This is a genomic window from Slackia exigua ATCC 700122 (assembly GCF_000162875.1).
Lineage (GTDB): Bacteria > Actinomycetota > Coriobacteriia > Coriobacteriales > Eggerthellaceae > Slackia > Slackia exigua.
Window position 1 is genome coordinate 405,004 of record NZ_GG700631.1, and the last position, 25,719, is coordinate 430,722.

General features: G+C 65.2%; 29 protein-coding genes. 2 read left to right on the top strand and 27 right to left on the bottom strand.

Annotation, left to right across the window (positions count from 1 at the left end; all coding sequences use genetic code 11):
* Positions 1-11: 11 nt before the first annotated feature.
* The 25 genes from rplF to HMPREF0762_RS07930 form a co-directional block, all read right to left on the bottom strand.
* Positions 12-557, bottom strand: coding sequence for a 50S ribosomal protein L6 (gene rplF, locus HMPREF0762_RS07810; RefSeq protein ID WP_006363100.1), 546 nt, complete (start codon positions 555-557; stop codon positions 12-14).
* A gap of 20 nt (positions 558-577) precedes the next feature.
* Positions 578-976, bottom strand: coding sequence for a 30S ribosomal protein S8 (rpsH, locus tag HMPREF0762_RS07815; protein ID WP_006363101.1), 399 nt, complete (start codon positions 974-976; stop codon positions 578-580).
* Positions 977-1,080: 104 nt separating this feature from the next.
* Positions 1,081-1,266 (bottom strand): type Z 30S ribosomal protein S14, encoded by a 186-nt coding sequence (locus HMPREF0762_RS07820; protein WP_006363102.1) that lies wholly within the window; start codon positions 1,264-1,266, stop codon positions 1,081-1,083.
* 75 nt (positions 1,267-1,341) lie between these two features.
* Positions 1,342-1,887: a 50S ribosomal protein L5 gene (gene rplE, locus HMPREF0762_RS07825; RefSeq protein ID WP_006363103.1), complete on the bottom strand. Its 546-nt coding sequence runs from the start codon at positions 1,885-1,887 to the stop codon at positions 1,342-1,344.
* 121 nt (positions 1,888-2,008) lie between these two features.
* Positions 2,009-2,329 (bottom strand): 50S ribosomal protein L24, encoded by a 321-nt coding sequence (rplX, locus tag HMPREF0762_RS07830; RefSeq protein ID WP_006363104.1) that lies wholly within the window; start codon positions 2,327-2,329, stop codon positions 2,009-2,011.
* 16 nt (positions 2,330-2,345) lie between these two features.
* Positions 2,346-2,714, bottom strand: a complete 369-nt coding sequence (gene rplN, locus HMPREF0762_RS07835; protein WP_006363105.1) for a 50S ribosomal protein L14 — start codon at positions 2,712-2,714, stop codon at positions 2,346-2,348.
* A 41-nt stretch (positions 2,715-2,755) separates the two neighbouring features.
* Entirely contained in the window at positions 2,756-3,019 is a 264-nt protein-coding gene (gene rpsQ / locus HMPREF0762_RS07840; protein WP_006363106.1) for a 30S ribosomal protein S17, read from the bottom strand.
* Positions 3,020-3,034: 15 nt separating this feature from the next.
* Entirely contained in the window at positions 3,035-3,244 is a 210-nt protein-coding gene (rpmC, locus tag HMPREF0762_RS07845) for a 50S ribosomal protein L29 (RefSeq protein WP_006363107.1), read from the bottom strand.
* The gene (gene rplP, locus HMPREF0762_RS07850; RefSeq protein ID WP_006363108.1) at positions 3,244-3,666 is read right to left on the bottom strand and encodes a 50S ribosomal protein L16; all 423 of its coding nucleotides are present in this window, start codon (positions 3,664-3,666) and stop codon (positions 3,244-3,246) included. The genes rpmC and rplP overlap by 1 nt, the downstream gene beginning before the upstream one ends.
* Positions 3,666-4,379, bottom strand: coding sequence for a 30S ribosomal protein S3 (gene rpsC / locus HMPREF0762_RS07855; RefSeq protein WP_006363109.1), 714 nt, complete (start codon positions 4,377-4,379; stop codon positions 3,666-3,668). The genes rplP and rpsC overlap by 1 nt, the downstream gene beginning before the upstream one ends.
* 4 nt (positions 4,380-4,383) lie before the next feature.
* A complete protein-coding gene (gene rplV / locus HMPREF0762_RS07860) occupies positions 4,384-4,725 on the bottom strand; it encodes a 50S ribosomal protein L22 (RefSeq protein ID WP_006363110.1) in 342 nt (113 codons plus the stop codon).
* 15 nt (positions 4,726-4,740) lie between these two features.
* Positions 4,741-5,007, bottom strand: a complete 267-nt coding sequence (rpsS, locus tag HMPREF0762_RS07865) for a 30S ribosomal protein S19 (RefSeq protein ID WP_009076267.1) — start codon at positions 5,005-5,007, stop codon at positions 4,741-4,743.
* A gap of 27 nt (positions 5,008-5,034) precedes the next feature.
* Positions 5,035-5,865, bottom strand: a complete 831-nt coding sequence (rplB, locus tag HMPREF0762_RS07870) for a 50S ribosomal protein L2 (RefSeq protein WP_006363112.1) — start codon at positions 5,863-5,865, stop codon at positions 5,035-5,037.
* 396 nt (positions 5,866-6,261) lie between these two features.
* Complete coding sequence (locus HMPREF0762_RS07875; RefSeq protein WP_006363114.1) at positions 6,262-8,778, bottom strand: DNA topoisomerase I; 2,517 nt, start codon at positions 8,776-8,778, stop codon at positions 6,262-6,264.
* Between the two features lie 221 nt (positions 8,779-8,999).
* Complete coding sequence (locus HMPREF0762_RS07880) at positions 9,000-9,293, bottom strand: C-type lectin-like domain-containing protein (protein ID WP_006363116.1); 294 nt, start codon at positions 9,291-9,293, stop codon at positions 9,000-9,002.
* Between the two features lie 126 nt (positions 9,294-9,419).
* Complete coding sequence (locus HMPREF0762_RS07885; protein WP_040619572.1) at positions 9,420-10,835, bottom strand: U32 family peptidase; 1,416 nt, start codon at positions 10,833-10,835, stop codon at positions 9,420-9,422.
* Between the two features lie 143 nt (positions 10,836-10,978).
* Positions 10,979-12,721 carry a proline--tRNA ligase gene (locus HMPREF0762_RS07890; protein WP_040619460.1) on the bottom strand — a complete coding sequence of 581 codons (1,743 nt, stop codon included), beginning with the start codon at positions 12,719-12,721 and terminating at the stop codon, positions 10,979-10,981.
* 118 nt (positions 12,722-12,839) lie between these two features.
* Positions 12,840-13,916 carry a flavodoxin-dependent (E)-4-hydroxy-3-methylbut-2-enyl-diphosphate synthase gene (ispG, locus tag HMPREF0762_RS07895; protein ID WP_006363119.1) on the bottom strand — a complete coding sequence of 359 codons (1,077 nt, stop codon included), beginning with the start codon at positions 13,914-13,916 and terminating at the stop codon, positions 12,840-12,842.
* A gap of 61 nt (positions 13,917-13,977) precedes the next feature.
* Positions 13,978-15,048 (bottom strand): site-2 protease family protein, encoded by a 1,071-nt coding sequence (locus HMPREF0762_RS07900; RefSeq protein ID WP_006363120.1) that lies wholly within the window; start codon positions 15,046-15,048, stop codon positions 13,978-13,980.
* Between the two features lie 18 nt (positions 15,049-15,066).
* Positions 15,067-16,260, bottom strand: coding sequence for a 1-deoxy-D-xylulose-5-phosphate reductoisomerase (dxr, locus tag HMPREF0762_RS07905; RefSeq protein ID WP_006363121.1), 1,194 nt, complete (start codon positions 16,258-16,260; stop codon positions 15,067-15,069).
* Positions 16,250-17,116, bottom strand: coding sequence for a phosphatidate cytidylyltransferase (locus tag HMPREF0762_RS07910; RefSeq protein ID WP_006363122.1), 867 nt, complete (start codon positions 17,114-17,116; stop codon positions 16,250-16,252). The genes dxr and HMPREF0762_RS07910 overlap by 11 nt, the downstream gene beginning before the upstream one ends.
* The gene (locus HMPREF0762_RS07915) at positions 17,113-17,892 is read right to left on the bottom strand and encodes an isoprenyl transferase (protein ID WP_006363123.1); all 780 of its coding nucleotides are present in this window, start codon (positions 17,890-17,892) and stop codon (positions 17,113-17,115) included. Before HMPREF0762_RS07915 ends, HMPREF0762_RS07910 begins: the two co-directional genes overlap by 4 nt.
* A gap of 43 nt (positions 17,893-17,935) precedes the next feature.
* Complete coding sequence (gene frr, locus HMPREF0762_RS07920; RefSeq protein WP_006363124.1) at positions 17,936-18,496, bottom strand: ribosome recycling factor; 561 nt, start codon at positions 18,494-18,496, stop codon at positions 17,936-17,938.
* A gap of 11 nt (positions 18,497-18,507) precedes the next feature.
* Positions 18,508-19,224: a UMP kinase gene (pyrH, locus tag HMPREF0762_RS07925; RefSeq protein WP_006363125.1), complete on the bottom strand. Its 717-nt coding sequence runs from the start codon at positions 19,222-19,224 to the stop codon at positions 18,508-18,510.
* 120 nt (positions 19,225-19,344) lie between these two features.
* A complete protein-coding gene (locus HMPREF0762_RS07930) occupies positions 19,345-20,919 on the bottom strand; it encodes a S1C family serine protease (RefSeq protein WP_040619574.1) in 1,575 nt (524 codons plus the stop codon).
* Positions 20,920-21,148: 229 nt separating this feature from the next.
* Between HMPREF0762_RS07930 and HMPREF0762_RS07935 the strand changes: the two genes are divergently transcribed.
* Entirely contained in the window at positions 21,149-21,370 is a 222-nt protein-coding gene (locus tag HMPREF0762_RS07935; RefSeq protein ID WP_006363127.1) for an acyl carrier protein, read from the top strand.
* Positions 21,371-21,406: 36 nt separating this feature from the next.
* Positions 21,407-22,579, top strand: coding sequence for an NAD(P)-dependent malic enzyme (locus HMPREF0762_RS07940; protein WP_006363128.1), 1,173 nt, complete (start codon positions 21,407-21,409; stop codon positions 22,577-22,579).
* Between the two features lie 215 nt (positions 22,580-22,794).
* Here the strand turns inward: HMPREF0762_RS07940 and rho are convergent, their stop codons facing one another.
* Both rho and fsa read right to left on the bottom strand, forming a co-directional pair.
* The gene (gene rho / locus HMPREF0762_RS07945; protein ID WP_006363130.1) at positions 22,795-24,972 is read right to left on the bottom strand and encodes a transcription termination factor Rho; all 2,178 of its coding nucleotides are present in this window, start codon (positions 24,970-24,972) and stop codon (positions 22,795-22,797) included.
* Positions 24,969-25,649 carry a fructose-6-phosphate aldolase gene (fsa, locus tag HMPREF0762_RS07950; protein ID WP_040619581.1) on the bottom strand — a complete coding sequence of 227 codons (681 nt, stop codon included), beginning with the start codon at positions 25,647-25,649 and terminating at the stop codon, positions 24,969-24,971. Before fsa ends, rho begins: the two co-directional genes overlap by 4 nt.
* Positions 25,650-25,719 lie beyond the last annotated feature (70 nt).

The following is a 25,719-nucleotide window of genomic DNA, read 5'->3' on the forward strand; positions in this document are numbered from 1 at the left end:
CCTTCACGCGGCTATTTCTCGGCCTTGCCGGCTTTGCCTTCCTTGCGGCGGACATGCTCGCCCTCGTAGCGGATGCCCTTGCCCTTGTACGGCTCGGGCTTGCGCCACTTGCGGACGATGGCCGCGGTCTCGCCGACCCTCTGCTTGTCGATGCCGCGCACGACGATGTGCGTCTGATCGGGCACCTCGAAGGTGATGCCTTCGGGAGCCTCGACCACGACGGGATGGGAAAAACCGAGCTGAAGATCGAGCTTGCCGCCCTTGAGGGAGGCGCGGTAGCCGACGCCGACCAGCTCGAGCCTCTTTTCGAAGCCCTTGGTCACGCCTTCGACCATGTTCGCGATGAGCGCGCGCACCAGACCGTGGTACGCACGGTTCTGACGCTCGTCGTCCGGACGGGTGACGACGATCTCGTCGCCTTCCTGAACGACGGTGATGGCCTCGGGATGCACATAGGAGAGCTCGCCGAGGGGGCCTTTGACGGCGACCGTGCGATCCTTGATGGTGACCTCGACTCCGGCAGGAACCGGAATGGGCTGCTTACCGATACGGGACATATCTAGCTCCTTTCCTTTCCTTACCAGATGTACGCGATGACTTCGCCGCCGACGCCCGCCTTGCGCGCATCGCGGTCGGTCATGACGCCCTTGGAGGTGGATACGATGGCCGTGCCCAGACCGCCGAGAACGCGGGGCAGCTCGTCCTTGCCGGCATAGATGCGCAGGCCGGGCTTGGAGATGCGCTTGATGCCGCGGATGACCTTGGCCTTCTTCTCGCCGTACTTCATCGTGATCTCGAGGATGTCGCGCGGCTGGCTTTCGATGACGTCGAAGCCCTGCACATAGCCTTCCTCGGTCATGATGCGGGCGATTTCGACGAGCTTCTTGGAAGACGGCATGGAAACCGTCGGCTTGCAGACAGCGTTCGCGTTGCGCACGCGCGTAAGCATATCTGCGATGGGATCGTTCATAGTCATGTGGGGTTTCTCCTTTGACTCGTGATGAGCAAGCCGGAGGTACGCAAGGGCGCCCGTGACGCATACGCCTTACCGGCAGGCACACCGACCGTGACGTTTGCCTTCTACCAGGAAGCCTTGGTCACGCCGGGGAGTTCGCCTTTGAGAGCGAGCTCGCGCAGGCAGACGCGGCACAGTCCGAACTTGCGGTACACCGAATGGGGGCGTCCGCAGCGGGTGCAGCGCGTATACGCGCGCGTCGAGAACTTAGGCTCGCGCTTCGCTTTGGCGATCATCGACTTTTTTGCCATTCTCTCCTTCTTTCCTTACTTGTCGGGCGGTTTCGTGCGAAGCCGCCGTTCGAAGCATGCTGAGTGGGAAGTGTACTACTTCTTGAAAGGGAATCCGAGCGCGCTGAGAAGCGCCTTGGCTTCTTCATCGGTTTCCGCGGTGGTCACGAACGCGATGTCCATGCCGCGGGTGCGATCGACCTTGTCGTACTCGATCTCGGGGAAGATCATCTGGTCGGTGATGCCGAGGCTGTAGTTGCCGCGGCCGTCGAAGCTCTTCGGGGAAACGCCGCGGAAGTCGCGGACGCGAGGAAGGGCGAGGGCCAGCAGGCGATCGAGGAATTCCCACATGCGGTCGCCGCGGAGCGTGACCTTGCAGCCGATGGCCATGCCCTGGCGGATATGGAAGCTCGCGATGGACTTCTTGGCGCGGGTCACGCAGGGCTGCTGGCCGCTGATGACGCGCAGATCGTTCATCGCGGCGTCGAGCTGCTTGGAATCGGAAGCGGCTTCGCCGACGCCCATGTTGATGACGATCTTGTCGAGGCGCGGGACTTCGTTGATGTTGTCGATCGAGAGTTCCTTCTCAAGCTGAGGAACGATCTCGGACCGGTACTTTTCCTTCAGACGAGGTGCAGTCATCGCACATTCTCCTTTTCGATGAATTAAACGCAGGATTGCCGACCCTGCGTCCCATGCCGGATGCCGGCAGGGGCCATGGAACGGGGCCGAACGGTTCGGCCCCGACGATTACGCGATCGAACTAGTCGATATCGCAGTTGCCTGCCTTGCTGACGCGGATGCGCTTGCCGTTTTCATCGCGGCGGATGCCGATGCGGGTCGGCTTGCCGGTCTTCGGGCAGACGAGCATCACGTTGGACACGTGGATGGGGGCCTCGACGCGCGTGATGCCGCCCTGAGGGTTCTGCTGGGTGGGGCGGACGGCCTTCTTGACCATGCCGCAGCCTTCGACGACGACGCGCTGCCTGGTCGGGATGGCACGGAGAACGACGCCTTCCTTGCCCTTGTCCTTGCCCGCTATGACGACGACCTTGTCGCCCTTGCGAATACGCATGCTGTTCATATCCTGTGCACCTCCCCTACAGCGTCTCAGGTGCCAGAGACACGATCTTCATGTACTTCTTGTCGCGCAGTTCGCGTGCGACGGGCCCGAAGATACGGGTGCCGCGAGGGGCGCCGTCCTGGCCGATGAGCACGGCGGCGTTCTCGTCGAAGCGGATGTAGCTGCCGTCCTTGCGGCGGATCTGCTTCTTGACGCGCACGACGACGCAGCGGACGACTTCGCCCTTCTTGACCGAGCCGTTGGGAGAAGCTTCCTTGACGCTGCAGATGATGACGTCACCCAGGCCAGCGTAGCGGCGCTTGGAGCCGCCGAGGACCTTGATGCACTGCACCTTGCGAGCGCCGGAGTTGTCCGCAACGTTCAGCATGGTTTGCATCTGAATCATTGTGAAATCCTTCCGATACTAGATCACGCAGAGGGCGCGAACTATTTGGCCTTCTCGATGATGCGGACGAGACGCCAGCGCTTCATCTTGGACAGAGGACGCGTCTCCATGATCTCGACGGTATCGCCGACGCCGCATTCGTTCCGCTCGTCATGGGCATGGAACTTCTTGGTGGTCGTCATCATCTTGCCGTACACGGGGTGCGGCTTGCGCGACTCGACCTTCACGACGATGGTCTTGTCATTGACCGCGCTTACCACAACGCCCTGACGGACCTTGCGGGAGTTACGGGTTTCTTCACTCATCGATCCCACTCATCCTTATTTCGACGCGCCGGCAGCGGCGATCTCACGAGCGCGCATTTCGGTCTGAATGCGCGCGATGTCCTTCTTGACCTGCTTCACGCGAGCCGTATTGTCCAACTGGCTGGTTGCCATCTGGAAACGCAGGTTGAACAGCTCGGCGCGGGCCTCCTTGAGCTTCGACGTCAGGTCGTCGGAGGAAAGCTCACGAACTTCTGCAGCCTTCATTATTCAGCAGCCTCCGTTTCCTTGGTCACGATCTTGCACTTGATGGGCAGCTTGTTGATGGCGAGACGGAGCGCTTCGCGCGCGACCTCGTCCTCGACGCCGCCGATCTCGAACATGATGCGGCCGGGCTTCACGACGGCGACCCAACCCTCGGGGTTGCCTTTGCCGGAACCCATGCGGGTCTCGGCGGGCTTCTGGGTGATCGGCTTGTCCGGGAAGATGGTGATCCAGACCTTGCCGCCACGCTTCATCTCGCGGGTCATGGCGATACGCGCGGCTTCGATCTGGCGGTTGGTGATCCAGTGGGCTTCGAGCGCCTGGATGCCGTATTCGCCGTGGTTGAGCCTGGTGCCGCCCTTGGCCTTGCCCTTCATGGAGCCGCGCTGCACCTTGCGGTGCTTCACGCGTTTAGGAGCTAGCATTATTTAGCACCCCTTTCGTTGCGGTCGCCACGGCGGCCGCGGCTCGGGCGCGAGCTGCCCTCGAGGGCCGGCTGGGGAACCTTGCCGCCCGGCAGCATTTCGCCATGGTAGATCCAGACCTTCACGCCGATGGAGCCCATCGTCGTGGAGGCGGTGGTGAAGCCGTAGTCGATCTTGGCGCGCAGGGTGTGCAGAGGCACGCGGCCTTCGCGGTACCACTCGCGACGGCTCATCTCGGCGCCGCCCAGACGGCCGGAGCACTGGATGCGGATGCCGAGCGCGCCGCTCTTGCGGGCGGACTGGACGGCCTTGCGCATCGCGCGGCGGAAGGCAACGCGGCCTTCGAGCTGCTCGGCGATGGAGCGGGCGACCAGCGTGGCATCGAGCTCGGGGCGCTTGACCTCGATGACTTCGATGTTGACCTGGCCGGTGGCGACCTTCGCGACCTCCTTGCGGAGCGCGTCGATCTCGGCGCCCTTCTTGCCGATCACGACGCCGGGACGGGCGGTCGTGACGATGATCTTGGTCTTGTCGCCGGCGCGCTCGATCTCGATCTTGGAGACGGCGGCGCGGGCGAGCTTCTTCTCGAGGAAACGACGGATGGCGAGGTCGTTCTCGAGGGTCTTGGCGTAATCCTTATCGGCGTACCAGCGGCTGCGCCAGTCTTCGGTGATACCGAGGCGGAAGCCGGTGGGCATTACTTTCTGGCCCATGCGATTATGCCTCCTCTCGGGGTGCGACGATGACGGTGATGTGGCTGGTCCGCTTGCGGATCGGCGACGCGGAGCCCTTCGCGCGGGGGCGGAAGCGCTTCATCGTGGGGCCTTCGTCGACGAAGGCGGCCTTGATGAAGAGATTCTTGTCGCTCATGCCGTGGTTGTTCACGGCGTTGGCGACGGCGGAGTCGATGACCTTGCCGACGGTCTCGGCGATGGCGCGCTCGGAAAACGCGACGATTTCGCGCGCACGCGGGATATCCTTGCCGCGGACCTGGTCGACGACGATGCGGGCCTTGCGGGGGCTCACACGCACGTACTTAGCAGTGGCTCTTGCTTCCATGAGTGCTTACCTCCTTTATTTCGTCTTCTTGACATGGCCACGGAAGGTGCGGGTCGGGGCGAATTCGCCCAGCTTGTGACCGACCATGGATTCGGTGATGTATACGGGGACATGCTTGCGGCCGTCGTGGACGGCGATCGTATGCCCGACCATCTCGGGGAAGATGGTGGAGGCGCGGGACCACGTTTTGATGACGTTTTTCTCGCCGGAGGCGTTCATGGCCTGGATGCGGCCAAGGAGACGCGGTTCGACGAAAGGACCCTTCTTCAAACTTCTGCTCACGTTCTCTCCTTAACGTAACGTCGCGCGCTACTTCTTGCGGCGACGGATGATCAGGCGGCTCGAAGCCTTCTTGGCGTTGCGGGTGCGATGGCCCTTGGTAGGCACGCCCCACGGGCTGACAGGATGGCGGCCTGCGGTCTTGTTCTTGCCTTCGCCACCGCCGTGCGGGTGGTCGACAGGATTCATGACGGTGCCGCGGACGGTCGGGCGGATGCCCTTCCAGCGGTTGCGGCCGGCCTTGCCGATCTTGATGTTGGAGTGCTCGGCGTTGCCGACCTCTCCGATGGTGGCGCGGCAGGTAAGGAGAACGCGACGCATCTCGGAAGAGGGCATGCGGAGGATGGCGTAGTTGCCTTCCTTGCCCATGAGCTGAATGGAAGTGCCTGCGGAACGGGCGAGCGCGGCGCCGCGGCCGGGCTGGAGCTCGACGGCGTGGATGAGCGTGCCGACGGGGATGTCGGCGAGCGCGAGCGCGTTGCCGGGCTTGATGTCGGAACCGGTTCCGGAGGTGATGGTATCGCCGACCTTCAGGCCCTTCGGGTGAAGGATGTAGCGCTTCTCGCCGTCCGCGTAGTGCAGAAGGGCGATGCGGGCGGAACGGTTCGGATCGTATTCGATCGTGGCGACCTTGGCGGGCACGCCGTCCTTCCTGCGCTTGAAGTCGATGATGCGGTAACGGCGCTTGTTGCCGCCGCCCTGATGGCGGGTGGTGATGCGGCCGTAGTTGTTGCGTCCTGCCTTCTTGGGCAGAGGCGCAAGCAGCGACTTCTCCGGCGTGCTGGTCGTGATCTCTGCGAAGTCAGAGACCATCTGGAAGCGACGGCCGGGGCTGGTCGGCTTGTACTGCTTGACTCCCATGTCTTTCCTTTCTTCGGCTTCCCATCGCACGCCGGAACCCGACGCACACCGAAAGCCATCTTCGCGTTCGTGGGACCCGATTGTCGCTTGACCTGCATATGGGAGGTGCAGATCTACGGCTCCGAGTTGCCCACGCGCCCGGGTGTATCCATACAGAACCAGACGCAACCGAGCATTATAGATGCGAAAAGCAGGTCGTGCAAGGGACGCGCGCGTCTCCACACAACCTGCTCCACCTGGTCGCCATGCGTTTCGCCGCTGCGCGGACCGAAGCCGAGGCCTTGGGCATCGTCATATCGGGAATGGATGCGTTTCGCTGCCGCGCGGGCCGAAGCGCCATAGCCGCCCTCGCCTTCGCGTTGGCCAAATGCGTTTCGCTGCCGCGCGGACCGAAGGCTACTTCGCCTTCGACGCCGATCGCGCGCGTGCGCGGCCCTTGGCCTTGGCCCCGCCCTTGGCCGCGCCCTTGCGCGCGCCCGATGCCTTCGCCTTCTCCTCCTTGCCGGGGCAGCCGAAGTTGGGGCAGAGCTTCCAGGGGCCGCGCGCCGTCGTGACGACGACCAGAGGGGCCCCGCAATCCGGGCAGGCCTCGTCGGTCGCCGTCAGCTTGCCCGTCGCGGGGAGCGGATAGCTCGTCTCGCATTCCTCGTAGTTCTCGCAGCGGATGAAGCGCTTGAGCGTGCGAGGGTTCTTCGTGGCGACGAGCTTCTTGTCCAGGCCCTTCGCGGCGCAGGCCGGGCACGTCCCGACCACGAGATCGGGCTCGACATTGGTCGGGCAGCTCGGATCGATGCACTGGACGCGCGGCTTGGAGCGGAAGGCCGTGACCTTGATCTGGGGCATGCCGCAGGTCGGGCAGCGCTCCTCCATCGATTCGATCTTGCCCTTGGGCAGCGGATACGTGACGTCGCATTCCGGCCATCCCGCGCAGCCGATGAACATGGAATGCGTCTTGTTGGATGCGCGGATCTGCAGGTCGCGTCCGCACTTGGGGCACGGGCCCACGTATGCGTCCGCAGCGACCGCGTCGGCGAGCGCGTCCTTGACCTCTTCCTGGTGCGGCAGAAGCTCGCGGAGGACGTCGTTCAGGATGTCGCGCGAGAGGTCGACGACATCCTGCCGGGTCTTTTCGCCCTCGGCGATCCTGTTCATGTCCTCTTCGAGCGTGGCCGTCATGTCGGGGCTCGTGATCTGGGGCGCGAACTTGCCCAACGCGTCGCAGACCGCGATGCCGAGCTGGCTCGGCTCGATCGGATCGTTCTGGATGTACTTCACCTGGTACAGGCGCTCGATCATGGACGCGCGCGTGGCCTTGGTGCCGAGCCCGAGCTTCTCCATCTCCTGGATGAGCACGCCCTGGGAATAGCGCGCCGGCGGCTGGGTCTGCTTCTTCTCGCAGGCCGCGCCTTTGAAATCGACCGTCTGCCCCTGCTCGAGAGGCGGGAGCTGGACATCCTTCTTGCGGCCGTACGGATAGATGGCCCTGAAGCCCGGCTTCTGCGTGATGACGCCGCTCGTGTCGAACGGCTCGGAGTTCACATCGAACGTGACCTTCGTGTTCTCGGTGATGGCGGACTCGGAGAGCGTGGCGAGGAAGCGGCGGGCGATCAGGTTGTAGAGCTTCCACTGGGCAGGATCGAGCGAGTCGGGATCGGCCGGCGCCGTCGGGTAGATGGGCGGATGGTCGGTGGTCTCCTGCTTGCCGCGCGTGGCGGAAAGCGCGCCCTTGGACAGGAGCTTCTGACAGTACGGGGCGTATGCCGGGACCTTCGAGAGGACGCGGACGACATCGGCCAGGTCGAGCGAATCGGGATAGACCGTGTTGTCGACGCGCGGATAGCTGATGATGCCGGCCATGTAGAGGCTCTCGGCGAGGCGCATCGTGCGCGCGGGCGACAGGCCCTCGTTGGCGGCGGCGGCCATCAGGCTCGTCGTGTTGAACGGGGCCGGCGGGGCGATGGTGCGCCGACGTTTCTCGATCGCCGACACCCGGGCGGAATCGACGCCCTCGATATGCGCCATGACGGCATCGGCTTGGGCCTTGTCCGAGATGCGCTTCTGCGCGTACGTGGCTTCGAACTCATCCGCCCCATCGGCGAACAGGCCCTTCACCACCCAGTAATCCTCGGGCACGAACGCCATGCGCTCGCGTTCGCGGGCGACGATGAGCGCGAGGGTCGGCGTCTGGACGCGACCGGACGAGCGCACGTTGCCATACCCCGCGAACTTCACGATGGTCAGAAAGCGCGTGAGCACGGCGCCCCAGATCAGATCGATGTCCTGACGGCTCTCTCCCGCTTGCGCGAGGTTCACGTCGAGCGGGACGAGGTGCGAGAAGGCATGCTCGATCTCGGGCTTCGTGAACGCGGAATAGCGGGCGCGCGCGACGGGGACATCGGGGTTGACCTCTTGGATGCAGCTCAAGGCGTCGGATCCGATGAGCTCGCCTTCGCGGTCGAAGTCGGTGGCGATGATGATCTCGTCGGCCTTCTTGGCGAGGTTCTTCAGGCTGCGGATGATGTCCTTTTCCTTGGGAAGCTTCTCGATAGGCGCGTAGGTGAGATACGGGAGCGTGTCCATCTTCCAGGTGTTGAGCGCCACGCCGTCGGCCGTGAAGGGCTTGCGCTTGGTCTTGAACGGAGGCTTCGGAAGATGCGCGGGCAGCGTGGTCGGGAAGACCTCGCCGTCGGCCGTGACGGCCTGCCAGCCTTTGGACTTCTTGTAGACGATCGAAGGGACGAAATCGGGTTCGAGGATATGGCCGCGCAGGCCGATGCAGACCCATTCCTCGCCGTCCACCGTCAGGCGGTAGACCGGCGTGCTATAGACCTTGTCGGCTTTCGGGCGCGTGCCTCCGAGCAGCGACGATATCTGCTGGGCCGCGTCGTTCTTCTCGGTTACGACCAATTTCACGATGAACCCTCCGATTCATGCCATGCGCGTGCGTGCGCATCGTGCGGCGGGCAGGGCGAACGCAGGCCGCGACGAAGTTTGAAGGATTGTCAGGATACACGATTTTCCCTGCGTGTCGAACATTGCACGCACGTGGGCGTCGGCAGAAACCGGGAAGGCGGACCCTCGGGCCCGCCTTCCGCGTCTCGATCCTCTGCGAAGCGCCGAAACGGGCGCGACGGTTAATCCTGGATGCTCTTATAGAACGTCGATTCGTCGAAGACGTCTTCTATCTTCTTTCCGTCAAGCCAGGTGAGACCTAAGAATTCGCTCAACGTGGGGACGAGGTCCGAACAGTCGGTGAAATGGCCCTTGTCGTTCATGACCGCGCAATCCTGAGCTCGCCAATACCCGTCGGTATGGGTCAGGTAGTACGACCCGCCCTCGACGTCCATGAAGATGCGCGTGTGGGCGCGCAGGTAATTGGAGAACTCGTCGAATGAGATGTCGAGCGTCTCCTCGGCCTTCTGACCCATGGCTGGCTCCTATCTTTCGTCAGAGACGGCGGCCTTCGATGCCGCCGTCATACCTTGCGGCCCCAATCTTACTATATGCAGAGAATCCGTTGGCCCTGAATGACATGCGTTTCGGGGTCGTTTCGCCTACGCCTTCGTACGGAGGATATCGCCCGGCGAAAGGCGCACGGACGCGGCGCACGAATAGCACTCCATCGTGCGGTTCGCCACATCGACCTTGACGAGATGCCCGCCCGGACGCGCAGGGTCGGGGCCGAGGATGGAATCGGGCGCATCGCGGCGCACGTCGGTCAGGTCGAAATCGGGAGGGGCATGCCATACGAGGTCTTTCACCTCGAACGATTCGATCGGAGCTGTCGGACGCAGGGCTTCGACGACGTCGCCTTCGGCAAACCGGTTGCGGCAGACGAGAGAGGCTCGCGTGCCGGACGCGCGCGTATCGCCTCGCGCTGCGGCGGCCGCGCGCTCGGAACCGATGCATCCGGCGCCCGGGCCGCCGGATGCTTCGGCAGACGGAATCCGACCGGTCCCGAATGCGGCCGCATCGATCCCCGCGACGCGCGCCACCATGTGGTAGGCCCGCACGTACTGGTCCGATACGGCGTTCTGACCCGGATCGCCGTAGTAGAACCCCGTGGAATAGGGCCTGTGGCTCACGGTCTCGAGCTCGGAAGCCCACACGGACGCAGGTTCGCCGTCGAGCACATGACGGTAGGCGTTCACGACCGCGGCGACGTAATAGGCGCCCTTGGCGCGGCCCTCGATCTTGATGCTCTCGACGCCGGCGGCCGCAAGGTCGTCGAGGTGCTCGAGCATGCACATGTCGTTCGAGCTCATGATGAACGACTCGGCAGGGGCGGACGCGTCGACGCCGCCGGCTACCGGCGGTTCCTCCTCGATGTCGAACGACTGCCCGGGACGCGTGCGCTCCACGAGCGTATATCCCCATCGGCATGGCTGCGCGCAGTTGCCCTTGTTGGCGCCGCGTCCGTCGCCGACAAGATAATCGCTGATCAGACAACGTCCCGAATAGGCCATGCACATCGATCCGTGCGCGAACGCCTCGATCTGCATGCCCTGGGGCAGGCGCCGACGCATCTCGGCGATGGCCGAAAGGCCCATCTCGCGCGCGACGACGATGCGCGTCACGCCGAGCGAGGCGTACAGGCGCGCCGCGGCGGCGTTCATGACGGAGGCCTGCGTGGACAGATGGATGGCGACGCGCGGAGCCGCTTCGCGGGCGATGGCGATGGCTCCCGCATCGGCGACGATGAACGCATCGACGCCCGCGTCGGCCAGCATCGCGAAATAGCGGGGCAGGTCGTCGGTATCCGCGTCGGACATGATGGTGTTGACCGTGACGTGCACCGCCGCGCCACGCGCATGCGCGAAGGCGACGGCACGCGGAATATCCGCTTCGGCGAAGTTGTCGGCGCGATGGCGCATGCCGTAGCGCGGCGTGGCCAGGTACACCGCGTCGGCGCCGAACGCGACCGCGCATTCGAGCTGTTCCCAGCCGCCTGCCGGCGCAAGCAATTCCATCCTCGGCATCCCCGTTCGAGATTCGTCGACATCGTATTCCCGAGCGCCGTGCGAAGCGCTGCGCACGGAAGGCTCGAAACGCATGATTCGCCCGCGTCGGGCGTCCGTCCGTGCGAATGCGCGCTCGACGCGGGCCCGCGCCTCTAGGAAAGGACCCGCTCGACGGCGGAAAGGACCTGATCGAGAGCCACCGATTCCTTCTCGCCCGTCGCGCGGTCCTTGACCTCGACCACGCCCTCCTTCAGGCCGCGCTTGCCGACGACCACCTGGACCGGCCAGCCGATCAGGTCGTTGTCGTTGAATTTCACGCCCGCGCGTTCGTCGCGGTCGTCGATGACCACCTCGAGGCCCGCATCGGCCAGCGCGCCCGCAAGCTCCTCGGCCGCGGCCGTGACCTCGTCGGGTTTCGGCGACAGGGGGATGACGGCGACATGGGCCGGCGCGATGGCGGCGGGCCAGATGATGCCGTGCTCGTCGTTGCGCTGCTCGACGGCCGCAGCCATCGCGCGCGACACGCCGATGCCGTAGCATCCCATGATGAACGGCTTCTCCGAGCCGTCGGCATCCATGAACGTGGCGCCCATGGCGCGGGAATATTTGTCGCCGAGCTTGAAGATCTGGCCGACCTCGATGCCGCGTGCGCTGCGCAGGGGCGAGCCGCACTGCGGGCACGCGTCCCCTTCGCGCACGGTGCACAGATCGCCCCAGGCATCGACCTTGAAGTCGTCGCCTTGGGCGGCGCCGACGAAGTGGAACCCGTCCTCGTTCGCGCCGACGACCCAGCGCTCGATGCCCTTAAGGCTCGCATCGGCCGCGACCTTCACGCCTGCCGGCAGGCCGACCGGTCCCATGGATCCCTTGACGAGCCCCGCGTCCTTCATCTCGTCGTCGGTGAGGGGCGCGAAGCCTCCGAGGAGGTTCGACGCCTTATCTTCGTTGACCTCGTAGTCGCCGGGAACGAAGAGCACCCAGACGGTGCCTTCGCCGTCCTTGCCCGAAAACGCCTTCATGCAGGCGGCGGCGGGAATGCCCAGAAACGCCGCCAGCTCGTCGATCGTATGGACGCCCGGCGTAGCGACCTTTTCCCGCACGTCGCCTGCGGGCATGCCCTCCTTCGCGCGCATGTACGGCACGGGAGCAGGCGTGCAGGCGGCGGCCTCGACGTCGGCCGCATAGCCGCAGTCGCAATAGACGAGCTCGGCCTCGCCGTTATCGGCGAGCACCATGAACTCCTCGGTGCCGCCGTCTCCGCCGATCTGGCCCGCATCGGCCACGACGACGCGGTATTCGAGCCCCATGCGGTCGCAGACGTTCTCGTAGGCCTCGCGCATGCGCTCGTAGCTCGCGTCGAGCCCCTCGCGGTCGGCATCGAAGCTGTAAGCGTCCTTCATGATGAATTCGCGGCTGCGCAGAAGCCCGAAGCGGGGCCTGCGCTCGTCGCGGAACTTGAGCTGGATCTGATAGAGGTTGCGCGGAAGGTCCTTGTAGCTGCGCAGCTCGTTTTTGACCAGGTCGGTCACGACCTCCTCATGCGTCGGCCCAAGGCAGAACTCGTTGCCGTGGCGGTCGGCCATGCGCAGCATCTCTTCGCCGTACGCCCCCCAGCGGCCGCTTTCGCGCCAGAGATCGGACGACTGCACGAACGGCATCAGGATCTCCTGGGCGCCGTGGGAATCCATCTCCTCGCGGATGATGGACTCGAGCTTGTTGAGCACGCGCATCCCCAGGGGCAGAAACGAATACAGCCCCGACGCCTCCTTGCGCAGCATGCCCGCGCGATAGAGCAGCTTCGCCGACGTGACGTCGGCATCCGCCGGATCCTCCTTGATCGTGGGCATATACAGCTCGCTCATGCGAAGCAGGGTGCGTGTGCGAAATGAATTCATCGTCCGGTCTTTCTCGTCTCGTCGGTCGGATTCGGGGCCGTCGGGCCCCGTTCATTCGAAATGGATGCCGCGCCGTGCGCACGAAAGAGGCGGCCTGCGCGCCGGGTCGCGACGCCCGTCAGAGCTTGTCGATCTCTTCCATGAGGGTCTCGACGATATCGCCTTCATCGACCTTGCGCAAGGTGGAGCCGCCCTTGAAGATGACGCCCGCGCCCGCGCCGGAAGCCACGCCGATATCGGCGCCCTCGGCCTCGCCCGGGCCGTTCACCACGCAGCCCATGACGGCGACCTTGAGAGGCTTCGCCGACGTGGCCAGGCGCTCCTCGATCGCCTTGGCGATAGGGATCATATCGACCTGGCAACGCCCGCAGGTGGGGCAGCTGATGATCTCGGGGCCGCGACGGCGCAGATCGAGCGCCGAAAGCAGCATCCAGCAGGCGCGGACCTCGGCCGTCGGCTCGTCGGTCAGCGAGATGCGCATCGTGTCGCCGATGCCCTCTTCGAGCAGGATGCCCAGGCCGCTGGCGGACTTGACCACGCCCTGAAGCAGCGTCCCGGCCTCGGTGATGCCGATATGCAGGGGGATCTCGGGGATTTCCCGCGCGAGCACGCGATAGGCGCGCACCGTGGTCATGACGTCGTGCGCCTTGGCGGACACGACGATGTCGCCGAAGCCGCGGTCCTCGAAATGACGCACGTACTCCTTGACGGACGCGGCCATCTTCTCGGGAAGCGTCAGGTCGGTCCGCGCCTTCAGGGCGTCGTCGAGCGACCCCGCGTTCACGCCGATGCGGATGGGGATGCGGGCCGCGCGAGCCGCATCGATGACGGCGTCGGTCTTTTCCCACGATCCGATGTTGCCTGGATTGATGCGCAGCTTGGCCGCGCCGCGACGGGCGGCCTCGATGGCGATCCCCGCATCGAAATGGACGTCGGCGACGATGGGAAGAGGGCTTTTGCGGCATACCTCCTCGAAGGCGTCCAGACAGGAACGCCGCGGGATCGCCATGCGCACGACCTCGCAGCCGACGGCCTGGAGGTCGGCGATCTGACGGAGGTTGGCCTCGACGTCGGTCGCAGGCGCGTTGAGCATCGACTGCACGACGCACGGGGCGCCGCCGCCGAGAGGCACGCCGCCGACGGACAAGCGCCGCGTGCGCTGGTTCGGCTTGAGCGCCGTGGCCGTTGGTTCCATAAGACTCCCCTTCCCGCCTGCATCGCGCAGGACGGACGTGAAACAGGCGCGCGGTGCGCCGCTACATCTCACCGAATATGAACCGATGGATGTCCTGATTCAACATGACGACGAAAAAGACCAGCATAAGGGCAAGACCTGCGAAGGTCATGACGTTCATGGCCCGATACCCCACCACGCGGCCGGTGATCTTCTGGAAAACCTCGATGACGAAGCGCCCTCCGTCGAGCGGAGGGATGGGCAGCAGGTTCATGATGCCGAGCGACACCGAGATCATCGCCATGAAGAACAGGAACGCGAGCGGACCGGCATCGGCGTACTGCTTGGACACGACCGCCATGCCGATGACGCTCACGGAATTCGACATGGTGTCGGAAACGGTGGCGGGATTGAAAAGCCCCGCCACGGCGATCACGACCTGGCCCATATACGCGAAGCTGCCGAGCACCGCCTGCCAGACCGGAATCGTGACGTGGTTGAGAGCGCCCTGCGCATCTGCCATGTCGACGCCGAAGACGGAGTAGACCGCGACGAAGGCGACGACGACGAACAGCAGGTTCATCGCGATACCTGCGAGCAGGATGACGCTGCGCTTCCAGAACGGCAGCGAACGGTAGGTCTGGGCCCGCTCGCGCATATACAGCTCGTGCGCGTCGTCGAAGGCGCGCGGAGCGCCCTCGGCGAGGGCTCGTCCGCTCGCGGCGTCGCGCGCGGCACGGGTGCGGAAGACGTTGTGCGCATCGGCGCGCTTCGGCCCGACGACGCAGCCCCATTCCTCGAGCGCGTAGAAGGTCTCGACGGCCTCCTCGGTCGTGATGCCGGCTTCCGCGGCGAAATCGTCGGCGTAGACGGTGCCGCGCGAGGATATGAAGGCGAGCGCGCGCTCCATATGCGGATTCTCGGGGCCCGGCTCCATGCCGCAGACCTTCGCGTATCCGCCGAGAGGCACGGCCGTCACACCGAAGCGCGTGCCGCGCCAGGTGAATCCGATGCTCGGACCGGGCAGGCCGAGCATGAACTCGGTCACGCGCACGCCGAACGCACGCGCCGCGAGGAAGTGGCCGCCTTCGTGGATGAAGACGAGCGCTCCGAGCGCGACCGCCAGGTAGAAGACCATGAGAATGACGTTCATGCGGATGCGGCCTTTCGTTTACGCGTGCGTGCGCGCATCGTCGAGGAACGCGCCTGCCTGCACGCGCGCCCACGCATCCACGCGCGAGAGCTGGTCGAGGCTTTCCACCGCTTCGACCGCATGGGCGTCCATGACGTGCTCGACGCAGGAGGCGATGTCGAGCCAGCCGCAGCCTCCCGCCAGGAAGCGCGCGACCGCGACCTCGTTGGCGGCGTTCATGGCGCAGGGCAGCGTCCCGCCCGTGGAGCCCGCGCGGCGCGCGAGCGCGAAGCAGCGGAACGTCTCCTCGTCGACGGGATAGAACTCGAGGGAACCCAGACGCGTGAAGTCGAGCGGCTCGACCGGGGCGTCCCAGCGATCGGGATAGCTCAGGGCGAACTGGATCGGAATGCGCATGTCGGTCGTGCCGAGGTGCGCCTTCACGCTGCCGTCGGAATATTCGACCATCGAATGGATGGCGCTCTGGGGCTGCACCACGACGCGGATGCGGTCGTAGGGCATGTCGAACAGGTGGTGGGCTTCGATGACCTCGAGGCCCTTGTTCATGAGCGTGGAGGAATCGACCGTGATCTTCGGACCCATGTGCCAGGTCGGATGCGCGAGGGCCTCCTCGAACGTGACGTCGGCGAGCTCGCCGGCCGTCTTGCCGCGGAACGGGCCGCCCGATGCCGTGACCCACAGCGCGCAGACCTCTTCGGGACGTTCGCCCAGAAGGCACTGGTAGATGGCGCCGTGCTCGGAATCGATGGGCATGAGGGCGCCCGGACGCCCGGCCTCCTCGTCCAGCGCGCGGGCGAGCGGCATGATGAGGTCGCCGGCGACGACGAGGCTTTCCTTGTTCGCGAGCGCGAGCTGCGTGCCGTGGCGCAGCGTCTCGTACGAAGCGCGCATGCCGGCCGCGCCGACGAGCGCGTTCACGACGCAATCGACCTCGTCGAGCGCGACGAGGTCGACGAGGGCATCCGGCCCGAACGATACCTCGGCCCCTTCAGGCAGGGCGTCGAGGGCCGGCGAGCCCGCGAGCGCCTCGTCCCCGAACGCGATGCGGCGCACGCCGAATTCCGCGGCCTGCGCCGCGACGGCATCGACGCTGCGATTCGCCGCGAGCGCGACGATCTCGAGCTTGTCGGGATGGCGTCGGACGATATCGGCCGTCTGAGTTCCGATGGAGCCCGTGGACCCCAGGATCGCGATGCGCTTCTTACAGGACATAGGGGATGCACCCTCCTCCGAACAGCAGGAACGCGGAGACGAACGAAACCGCGATCATGGAATCGACGCGGTCCATCATGCCGCCGTGCCCGGGCATGATGGTGCCTGAATCCTTGACGCCGGAATTGCGCTTGAACCGGCTTTCCGCAAGATCGCCCAGAATGCCGGCGAGGCCGCAGAGGACGCCGAACGCGGAAGCCTCCACGAACCCCATGTCCACCGGCGGGATGAGCGCTATGGCGCACCACACCCCCACCGACGCGACCATGCCGGCGATGAAGCCTTCCCAGGTCTTCTTGGGCGAGACGCGCGGCGCGAGCTTGTGCTTTCCGAACCTGCGGCCGATCAGATAGGCGAAGACGTCGTTGAGCCAGACGCCGCACATGATCCCGAGCACCAGGATGCCGCCCCAGAACCCGGGGACCGCTTCGCGCACGAGCAAAAAACCGCACGGCAGGAACCCCGCGTAGAGCGCGACGAAGATGGACGCGCCCACGTCGACGACGCGCGAACGGGAATAGAACACGTACCAGATGAGCAGCGCCAGAATGAGGGACGTGGACAGCACGCCCACGCCCACGAAGCCGTACAGCCACATCACAGGCGGATACAGCACCGCCGCGACGATGCCGAGCAGATCGTTGGGGCGCTTGGCGTCATGACGCAGCAGCCCGAAGAACTCGTACGAGACGAGCCCCGCCACGATGCAGAAGTACACGAGGGTCGTGACCGTGCCGGCAAGTATCAGACCGACGGTGAGGACGAAGTAGACGGTCCCCGACGCGAAGCGCACGCCGAGATCGCTCTTCTTCGCCGGTCTGCGTCTCTCGCCGGTTCCTTTCGGGCCTTCGGTCATCGAACGCCTCCGAAGCGGCGGTCGCGATGCTGGAAGTCAAGCAGGGCGCGCAGCAGCTCGTAGCGATCGAAATCGGGCCAGAGCACATCGGTCACGTAGAACTCGGCGTACGCGACCTGCCACAGCAGGAAGTTCGATATGCGATGCTCTCCCGACGTGCGGATGACCAGGTCGGGATCGGGAATGCCGGCGGTGTAGAGGCCGCGTTCGAAGAGCTCGGGGGTGACGTCGCGCGCCTCGCCCCGGCCCGCCGCCGCGACCGCCGCATCGGCGACGGCGCGCACCGCGCGCATGATTTCCTCGCGCGAGCCGTAGTTCACCGCGACGTTCAGGGTCATGCCCGTATTGCCGCAGGTCTGATCCCACGCGCGCCCGAACGCGGCGCGCGTGTCCTCCGGAAGGAGCGACAGGTCGCCGATCGTGCGCACGCGCACGTTCTCTTCATCCAAGCCGTCGACCTCTGCGAGCATGGTCTTCGCGAAGAGGTTCATGAGCCCGACGACCTCGTCGTCGGGCCGCTTCCAGTTCTCGGTCGAGAACGCGTAGACGGTGAGATATCGGACGCCCGCGTCGGAGGCGCAGCGTATGGTCTCGCGCACGGCTTCGATGCCGGCCTTGTGCCCGCGCAGCCGATTGAGCGCACGCTTCTTGGCCCAGCGGCCGTTGCCGTCCATGATGACGGCGATGTGCTCGGGCACGCGCGCCTCGTCGAGCGCCTCGGGATCGAGATCCGTCGGCGGATCGGGGAATATGTCGGTTAAGGCCTTATGGAACACGACGTCCTCCGTACGATGGGGCTCCGATCGAGAGCTTCGAAGCCTAGATGGCCATCAGCTCGGCTTCCTTCTTCTTGAACATCTCGTCGACCTTCTTGATGTAGGAGTCGGTCAGCTTCTGGATGCTCTCTTCATCGCGGCGCGCGTCGTCCTCGGATATCTCGGACGCCTTCTTGAGCTTTTCGACGGCGGCGTTGGCGGCGCCGCGGGCCTTGCGCACCGCGACGCGGCCTTCCTCGGAAAACGTCTTGCACTGTTTGGCGAGGTCGCGACGACGCTCCTCGGTGAGCTGAGGAAACGGCAGACGGATGACGCTGCCGTCGTTCGACGGCGTGATGCCGAGGTCGCTCGCCAGGATGGCGGCCTCGATCGCGCGCACCATGGATTTGTCCCACGGCTCGATCGTGAGCATATGGGCGTCGGGGACCTTCACGGCGGCCATCTGGTTGACCGGCGTGGGAACGCCGTAGTAGTCCACCTTGACCTTGTCGAGCACCATCGCGTTCGCGCGCCCGGTGCGGACGCCGGCGAAGGCTTCCTTGAGGTTGGAGAGCGCCTTTTCCATGCCCTCCTCGGCCTCGAGCATGATTTCCTCTTCGTTCATCCTGATTCCTCCTAATAGACCAGGGTACCGACGTTGTCGCCCTTGAGCGCGCGACGGATGTTGCCCGGCGCGGTCAGGTTGAAGACGAGCAGGGGCATATCGTTGTCCTTGCACAGCGATATGGCAGCGGCGTCCATGACGTTGAGCTCCTTGGTCAGGACGTCGAGGTAGCTGATCTTCTCGTAGCGCGCGGCATCGGGGTTCTTCGCCGGATCGGAATCGTAGATGCCGTCGACCTTCGTGGCCTTCATCATGCAGTCGGCATCGATTTCGCAGGCGCGCAGCGCAGCCGTGGTGTCGGTGGTGAAGTAGGGGTTGCCCGTGCCGGCGGCGAAGATCACGACGCGGCCCTTCTCCATATGGCGGATGGCGCGCAGACGGATGTAGGTTTCCGCGACCTGATGCATCTCGATGGCCGACTGGACGCGGCTCACGACGCCGGCGCGTTCCAAGCCGTCCTGCAGCGCAAGGGCGTTCATGACGGTCGCCAGCATGCCGATATAGTCGGCCTGCGCGCGGTCCATGCCGTTCGCGCTGCCCGCAACGCCGCGGAAGATGTTGCCTCCGCCGACGACGATGGCCACCTGCACCCCGTCGTCGACGACTTCCTTGATCTCGACGGCGAGGGAATCGATGACTTTGGGGTCGATGCCGTAGCCGGCGTCTCCCATGAGGGCTTCGCCGGAAAGCTTCAGAAGCACGCGACCGTATCTATACCCGTCTGGCATGTATGGGACTCCTTTCACGCGATTGCCGCTATCTTACGATAAAAGGAAGGGAGCCCGCAGGCCGCGAGCCCCCTTCGCGCGTTTTTTCCGCAGGCGTGGCGCGGGAAAGAAGGTACGGAGCTATCGGAGCAGCTGATCGAGCAGGCCGCCCTGGTCCCTCCGGCCGTTCTGGCCGTACCCGTCGTTCGGCCCGTAGCCGTTGCCGCCGTAGCCGTTCTGGTTGCCCCGGCCGTTCTGGCCGCGGGACGATTCGCCGGCGGAAAGATCCATCTCGTCGGAGCCGAGCGTCACCGAGACGGTCATGTCCTTGCCGTCGCGGTTCAGCCCCACCTCGGCGGTATCGCCGGGATACATCGAACGCACTGCGATCATGAGCTCTTCGGGCGAAGAGACGGGCTTCCCTTCGAACGAGGTGATGACGTCCCCCTCCTTGATGCCCGCCTCGGCGGCGGAAGTGCCTTCGTAGACCGAGGCCACGTAGACGCCGGAATCCTCCTTGATGCCGTAACGGCCGGCCATCGAGCTGTCGATCGCGGACATGGAAACGCCGAGCTGGGCATGCGTGGGAGTTTCGCCGTTCATGATCTGCCGGGCGATGTTCATCGCGTAATCGACGGGGATGGCGAATCCGACGCCCGAGCTCGATCCGGACTCGGAGGTGATCATCGAGTTGATGCCGACGAGCCTGCCTTCGGAATCCACGAGCGCGCCGCCGGAATTGCCCGGATTGATGGTGGCGTCGGTCTGGATCATGTTCGGATAGACGATGGGCCTGCCGGTGGACTGGTCGGTCATGGTGGTGGAGCGCTGGAGCGCCGACACGATGCCCTCGGACACGGAATTCTCAAGGCCGAAGGGGTTGCCGAGCGACATGACCCAGTCGCCCACCTGGAGGTCGGAGGACGACCCGATCTCTATCGGCGTGAGGCCCGTGGCGTCGGCCTTGATGACGGCGATGTCGGAAGACGGGTCGCTGCCGACGAGCTTGGCATCGTACTCCGTCCCGTTGATCGTGGCCTTGAGGCTTTCGGATCCCTCCACGACGTGATAGTTCGTGACGATGTATCCGTCCTCGGTCAGCACGACGCCGGAGCCGAGGGACGAAAGCTGGGACGACGAGGAGTCGGAACCCGAATGGGGGGCCTCCAGGCCTTGATGCGACCCGGAGCCGGAGGTGTAGACGTCGATGCTCACGATGGAGGGCAGCGCCTTGGAGGCGACGGCCGATGCGAGCGTCGCGTCTTTCCCGTTGACGTTGATGGTGGTCGCGCCCTTGGAGGAAGACGCGGCAGGAGCCGCCGGCGCCGTCAAGGAGCCTTCCAGCGATTCGTGGGGCATGAAGGCCTGGTAGGTGGCGAATCCGCCGGCCCCGAGGGCGACAGCGAGCGCGGCGCCCGCGAATCCTGCGGCGAAGGTGCGGCCGAGGCCCGGCGTGCGTGCGGGAGCCGCGTGCGCAGAGGCGGCAGAAGCGCCGGGACGGTCCGTCATGTCCGGATTCCGCCAGCCGGCGGTCTGCGCGGGACCGGCCGAGCCGAACGGCTGCTGCCCGGCGCACTGCCCTTGGGCGTACGATCCCTGCGCGGGCGCAGGTCGGCCGGATGCGGGATATGCGGAAGGATTCTGAGTCTGGAACGCGGGGGCCGAAGGAGGCACGGGACCGTTGCCTTGGCCCATCGGATTGGTTTCGCCTGCCATATCGATCACTCTCTTCTCTTGGAATTCGATCTTACTGTGAAGATAGCGAAGGCGTGCGGGGCACGGGGGCGGCAGGGCGCTTTTGACACGCCGCCGTAAAGCAAGGCGCATCGAACGAGGGCAATTGCACCACATTTTCGGCAAATATCGCGCTGAACTCGCGCAGCCTGAAACCGACCTGGAAGCTTGCGTTAGAATGGCTTCATCATCACCTCGGGAAAGGACGTCCATGGACACCCTCGCAACCATCAAAGCGATTCTCAACGACCGTCTCGACATCGACCCGGAAAGCGTCACCGAGACGTCGACCTTCGCCTCTCTCGGCATCGACTCGCTCGACATGGTCGAGCTCGTCTGCGAGCTCGAGGATCAGCTCGGCATCGATTTCGGCGAACCCGAAGGCATCGATGACATGGCGCAGCTCGTCGCATACGTCGACGGCCTCAGGTAATCGGCCGAACGGACTCGAAGAGATAGAGGCACCCGCATGGATACGAAGCAATTCGCGTTGGACCGGCACGAAAAATGGGCCGGCAAGATCGAGGTCATAAGCCGCGCCGAGGTCAAGACGCCGGATGATCTGGCCGTCGCCTACACGCCGGGCGTCGCCGAGCCGTGCCTCGCCATCGCCGACGACGTCGACCTCTCGTACGTCTACACGCGCCGCGCCAACCTCGTGGCCGTCGTCACCGACGGCAGTGCCGTGCTCGGACTGGGCGATATCGGGCCTGAGGCGGGCATGCCCGTCATGGAAGGCAAATGCGCCCTGTTCAAAACGTTTGCCGACGTGGATGCCTTCCCTCTCTGCATACGCAGCAACGATGTGGACGAGATCGTCGACACCGTGCACCTCATCGCCGGCAGCTTCGGCGGCATCAACCTCGAGGACATCGCGGCGCCGCGCTGCTTCGAAATCGAATCGAAGCTCAAAGAGATCTGCGACGTCCCCGTCTTCCACGACGACCAGCACGGCACCGCCGTGGTCACCTGCGCGGCGCTCATCAACGCCTGCGCATTGACTGGCCGCGACCTGGATGGCATCCGCGTGGTGTTCAACGGCGCCGGCGCGGCGGGCATCTCCATCGCGAAGCTCATGCTGCGCCTAGGCGTCGAGGATATCGTGATCTGCGACCGCAAGGGCGCCATCCACGCCGGACGTTCAGGCCTGAATTCCGAGAAGGAAGCGATCGCCGAAGTCACGAACCTCTCGAAACGCGCCGGATCCCTCGCCGACATGCTCGAAGGCGCCGATGCCTTCATCGGCGTGTCCGCACCGGGCGTGGTCACGCAGGACATGGTGCGCTCGATGAACGACAACCCGATCGTCTTCGCGATGGCCAACCCCATCCCCGAGATCCTGCCCGCCGACGCCCGCGCCGCCGGCGCAGCCGTCGCCGCGACGGGACGCAGCGACTTCCCGAACCAGATCAACAACGTGCTTGCCTTCCCCGGCATCTTCCGCGGGGCGCTCGACGTACGTGCGAGCGATATCAACGACGACATGATGGTAGCGGCGACCTACGCGATCGCCGATCTGGTCGATGACGCGGCACGCTCGGCGGACTATGTGATCCCCGGCGCGTTCGACGAACGCGTGGCGCCGGCCGTGGCGCGCGCGGTCGCGCAAGCCGCGCGCGAGTCCGGAGTCGCACGGCTCTAAGGCCGAACGAATGCGGAACGCCGCATTCGTTCCGACGAAGGCAATCGACAGGGATGTAAGAAGGCCAGGAGGCCCGATGCGGGCTTCCTGGCCTTCTTCCTTACAGGATGTTTCAGTTTCGCTTCAGGGGATGCAGGAGCGAAGGTGCACCGTCTTCCTCGGAGACGCGCCTTCGCGATGAAGCCGCCTTCCGAACGAAAGATCCGGAGCCGGCGTCAGAATTCGAAGTTCTCCGTTTCGCGCGAGGTCTGGGCCTTCTTCGCGGTGCGGATCAGGAATTCCTGGTTGTTGCTGGTCTGGCGAAGCGATTTGATGAGCATGTCCATCGCGCGCTCGGTGTTGTTCATGTTCGCAAGGATGCGGCGCACCGCCCAGATGAGCGGAGCCTCCTGAGGATTGAGCAGCAGGTCCTCCTTGCGCGTGCCCGACGTGACCGGGTCGATGGCCGGGAAGATGCGGCGGTCGGCCAGGCTGCGGTCGAGCTTGAGCTCCATATTGCCGGTGCCCTTGAATTCCTCGAAGATGACCTCGTCCATCTTCGATCCGGTGTCCACCAGGGCGGATGCGAGGATAGTCAGGCTTCCGCCGCCCTCGATGTTGCGCGCGGCGCCCAGAAACTTCTTCGGCGGATAGAGCGCGGCGGAATCGACGCCGCCGGACAGGATGCGGCCCGAGGCCGGCTGCGCCAGATTGTACGCGCGGGCGAGGCGCGTCAGGCTGTCAAGCAGGACCACGACGTCCTCGCCGTTTTCGACCAGACGCTTCGCGCGTTCGATGACGAGCTCGGAGACGACGATATGGTTTTCGGTCGGCATGTCGAAGGTCGATGCGATGACCTCGCCCTTGATGGAGCGCTGCATGTCGGTGACTTCTTCGGGACGTTCGTCCACGAGCAGGCACATAAGATGCACTTCAGGATTGTTTGCGCTGATGGCAGCCGCAATATCCTTCAGGATGGTGGTCTTGCCGGCCTTCGGGGGCGACACGATCAGACCGCGCTGGCCCTTGCCGATCGGGGACACCAGATCGATCACGCGCGCCGTGGTGGTGGAACGTCCGTGTTCCATGCGCAGGCATTCGTTCGGGAAGATGGGCGTCAGGTCGCCGAAGCGCGGACGTTGGCCGAGCGCGTCGACGGGCGTGCCGTTGACGGTCTCGACGTTTTGGAGCGCCGCGTACTTATCGTTCGGGCGCGTCGGGCGCGTCTGGCCTTTGACCAGGTCGCCCTTGCGCAGCCCAGTGCGGCGGATGAGCGCCGCGCCGACGTAGACGTCGTGCTCGCCCGGCAGATAGCCGTTCACGCGCAAAAAGCCGTAGCCGTCCTGCATCACGTCGAGGATGCCCGTGGCTTCGATGATGCCGTCGGCCTTCTTGGAAGCCTCGAACACGACTTCGACGAGTTCGGCCTTCTTCAGGCCCAGGTACGCGACCTCGAGCTCGGCGGCCTTCTCGCGCAGCTCGGCCACCTTCATGGCGGCGAGGTCTTCGCGGGAGAAGGTCGGCTGCATCGGCTGGTTCTGGCCGTTGCGGCCGCGACGTTGGTGACGGTCGTTGGCGAAGCGGTCGTTGCGGCCGGGACGGTTGTCGGAGCGGTCGAACTGATGGCCGTTCTTGCTCGAACGCTGCCTGCCGTTGCCGGCCCGATCGTTGGCGAAGCGGTCATTGCGGCCGGGACGGTTGTCGGAGCGGTCGAACGAGGAGTCGCGGCCTTCGCGATTGCGCTCCTTGCGCGGGGAGCGACGCTGGTCGCGAGAATCGCCTACGCGCTCGGCGCCTTCACCGTTCGCCGGCGCCGACGGCGCTTCGGACGCGTCCTTGGCGGGAGCGATCGCGGCATCTCCGCTTTCGATCACGCGCGGCGCGCGGGTGCGACGGCGCGAACGCATCTCGCGGGGCTGGATATCCTCGTCGGATACGGCGGCCACAGCCGATGCAGGCAGAGGCTCCGCCGCTGCGGGCGGCGTGGGGCTCTCCTTGCGTGCGGGTTCGGACACGGCCTGCGCGGATACAGCGGGCGCAGGAGCAGCTTCCTCGGGCCTGACCTTGCGCGGACGGCCGCGACGGCGCTTCGGTGCTTCGTCGGCGGGCGTTTCCGCAGCCGAAGCGGCATCGGCATCGGCGGCGACCGGAGCCTTAGCCCTGGCACGCCGAGCGCGCGCCGGCTCCGCCTCGGTCGTAGGAGCGGCGTCCGCGGCTGCGGCCGCATCGACCGCTACCTTGCGCGGACGGCCGCGGCGGCGCTTCGGCGCCTCGTCGGCGGGCGCCTGCGGGGCAGCCACGACGCTTGCGGCGGAATCCTCGGCCTTCTTCGTGCGACGAACGCGTTTTCCGGGCTCTTCGCCCGTCGAAACCGAAGCGGCGGCTTCAGGCGAAGTCAGCTCTTCTTGGCTCATGCGTTCACGACCTTCTCCCAATCCTTCATGAACGATTCGAGGCCGCGATCGGTCAGAGGATGCTGGACCATCTTCTTGAGCACGCCGAACGGTACCGTGGCGATGTCGGCGCCCATGAGGGCGGCTTGGGTCACGTGGTTGGCGCTGCGGATGGATGCGGCGATGACCTCGACCTGTTCGCCGTTGACCGTGTTGTCGGAATAATCGTAATTGCCGATGGCGGTAACGACATCTTCGAGCTGGGCCAGCCCGTCTTCGGAGATATCGTCGAAGCGGCCGACGAACGGCGAGATGTAACGCGCGCCGGCACGAGCGGCGAGGATGGCCTGCGGGACCGAGAAGCACAGCGTCATGTTCACGCGGATGCCCTCGTCGGCGAGCGTGCGGCATGCGGCCAGGCCTTCGACCATGGTCGGGATCTTGACGACGACGTTCGGGGCGATGGATGCGAGGATGCGGCCGTCGCGGACGATGTCGTCGCGCGTCATGGCGACGCTTTCCGCGCTGACCGGCCCGTCCACCGCGTCGCAGATGCGGGCGATATGGTCATGGAATCCGTCGATCTTGCCGCCGATGCGGGAGTAGAGCGTCGGGTTGGTGGTCACGCCCGCGAGCGCACCCCAGCTGGCGGCCTCTTCGATCTCGTCAAGATCGGCCGTATCCAAAAAGAACTTCACGTCTTCCTCCTTCGAAGGATGTGACGTCGAATGCCCAAGACGAGAGAACGCGTATCCGACCTGCATGCCT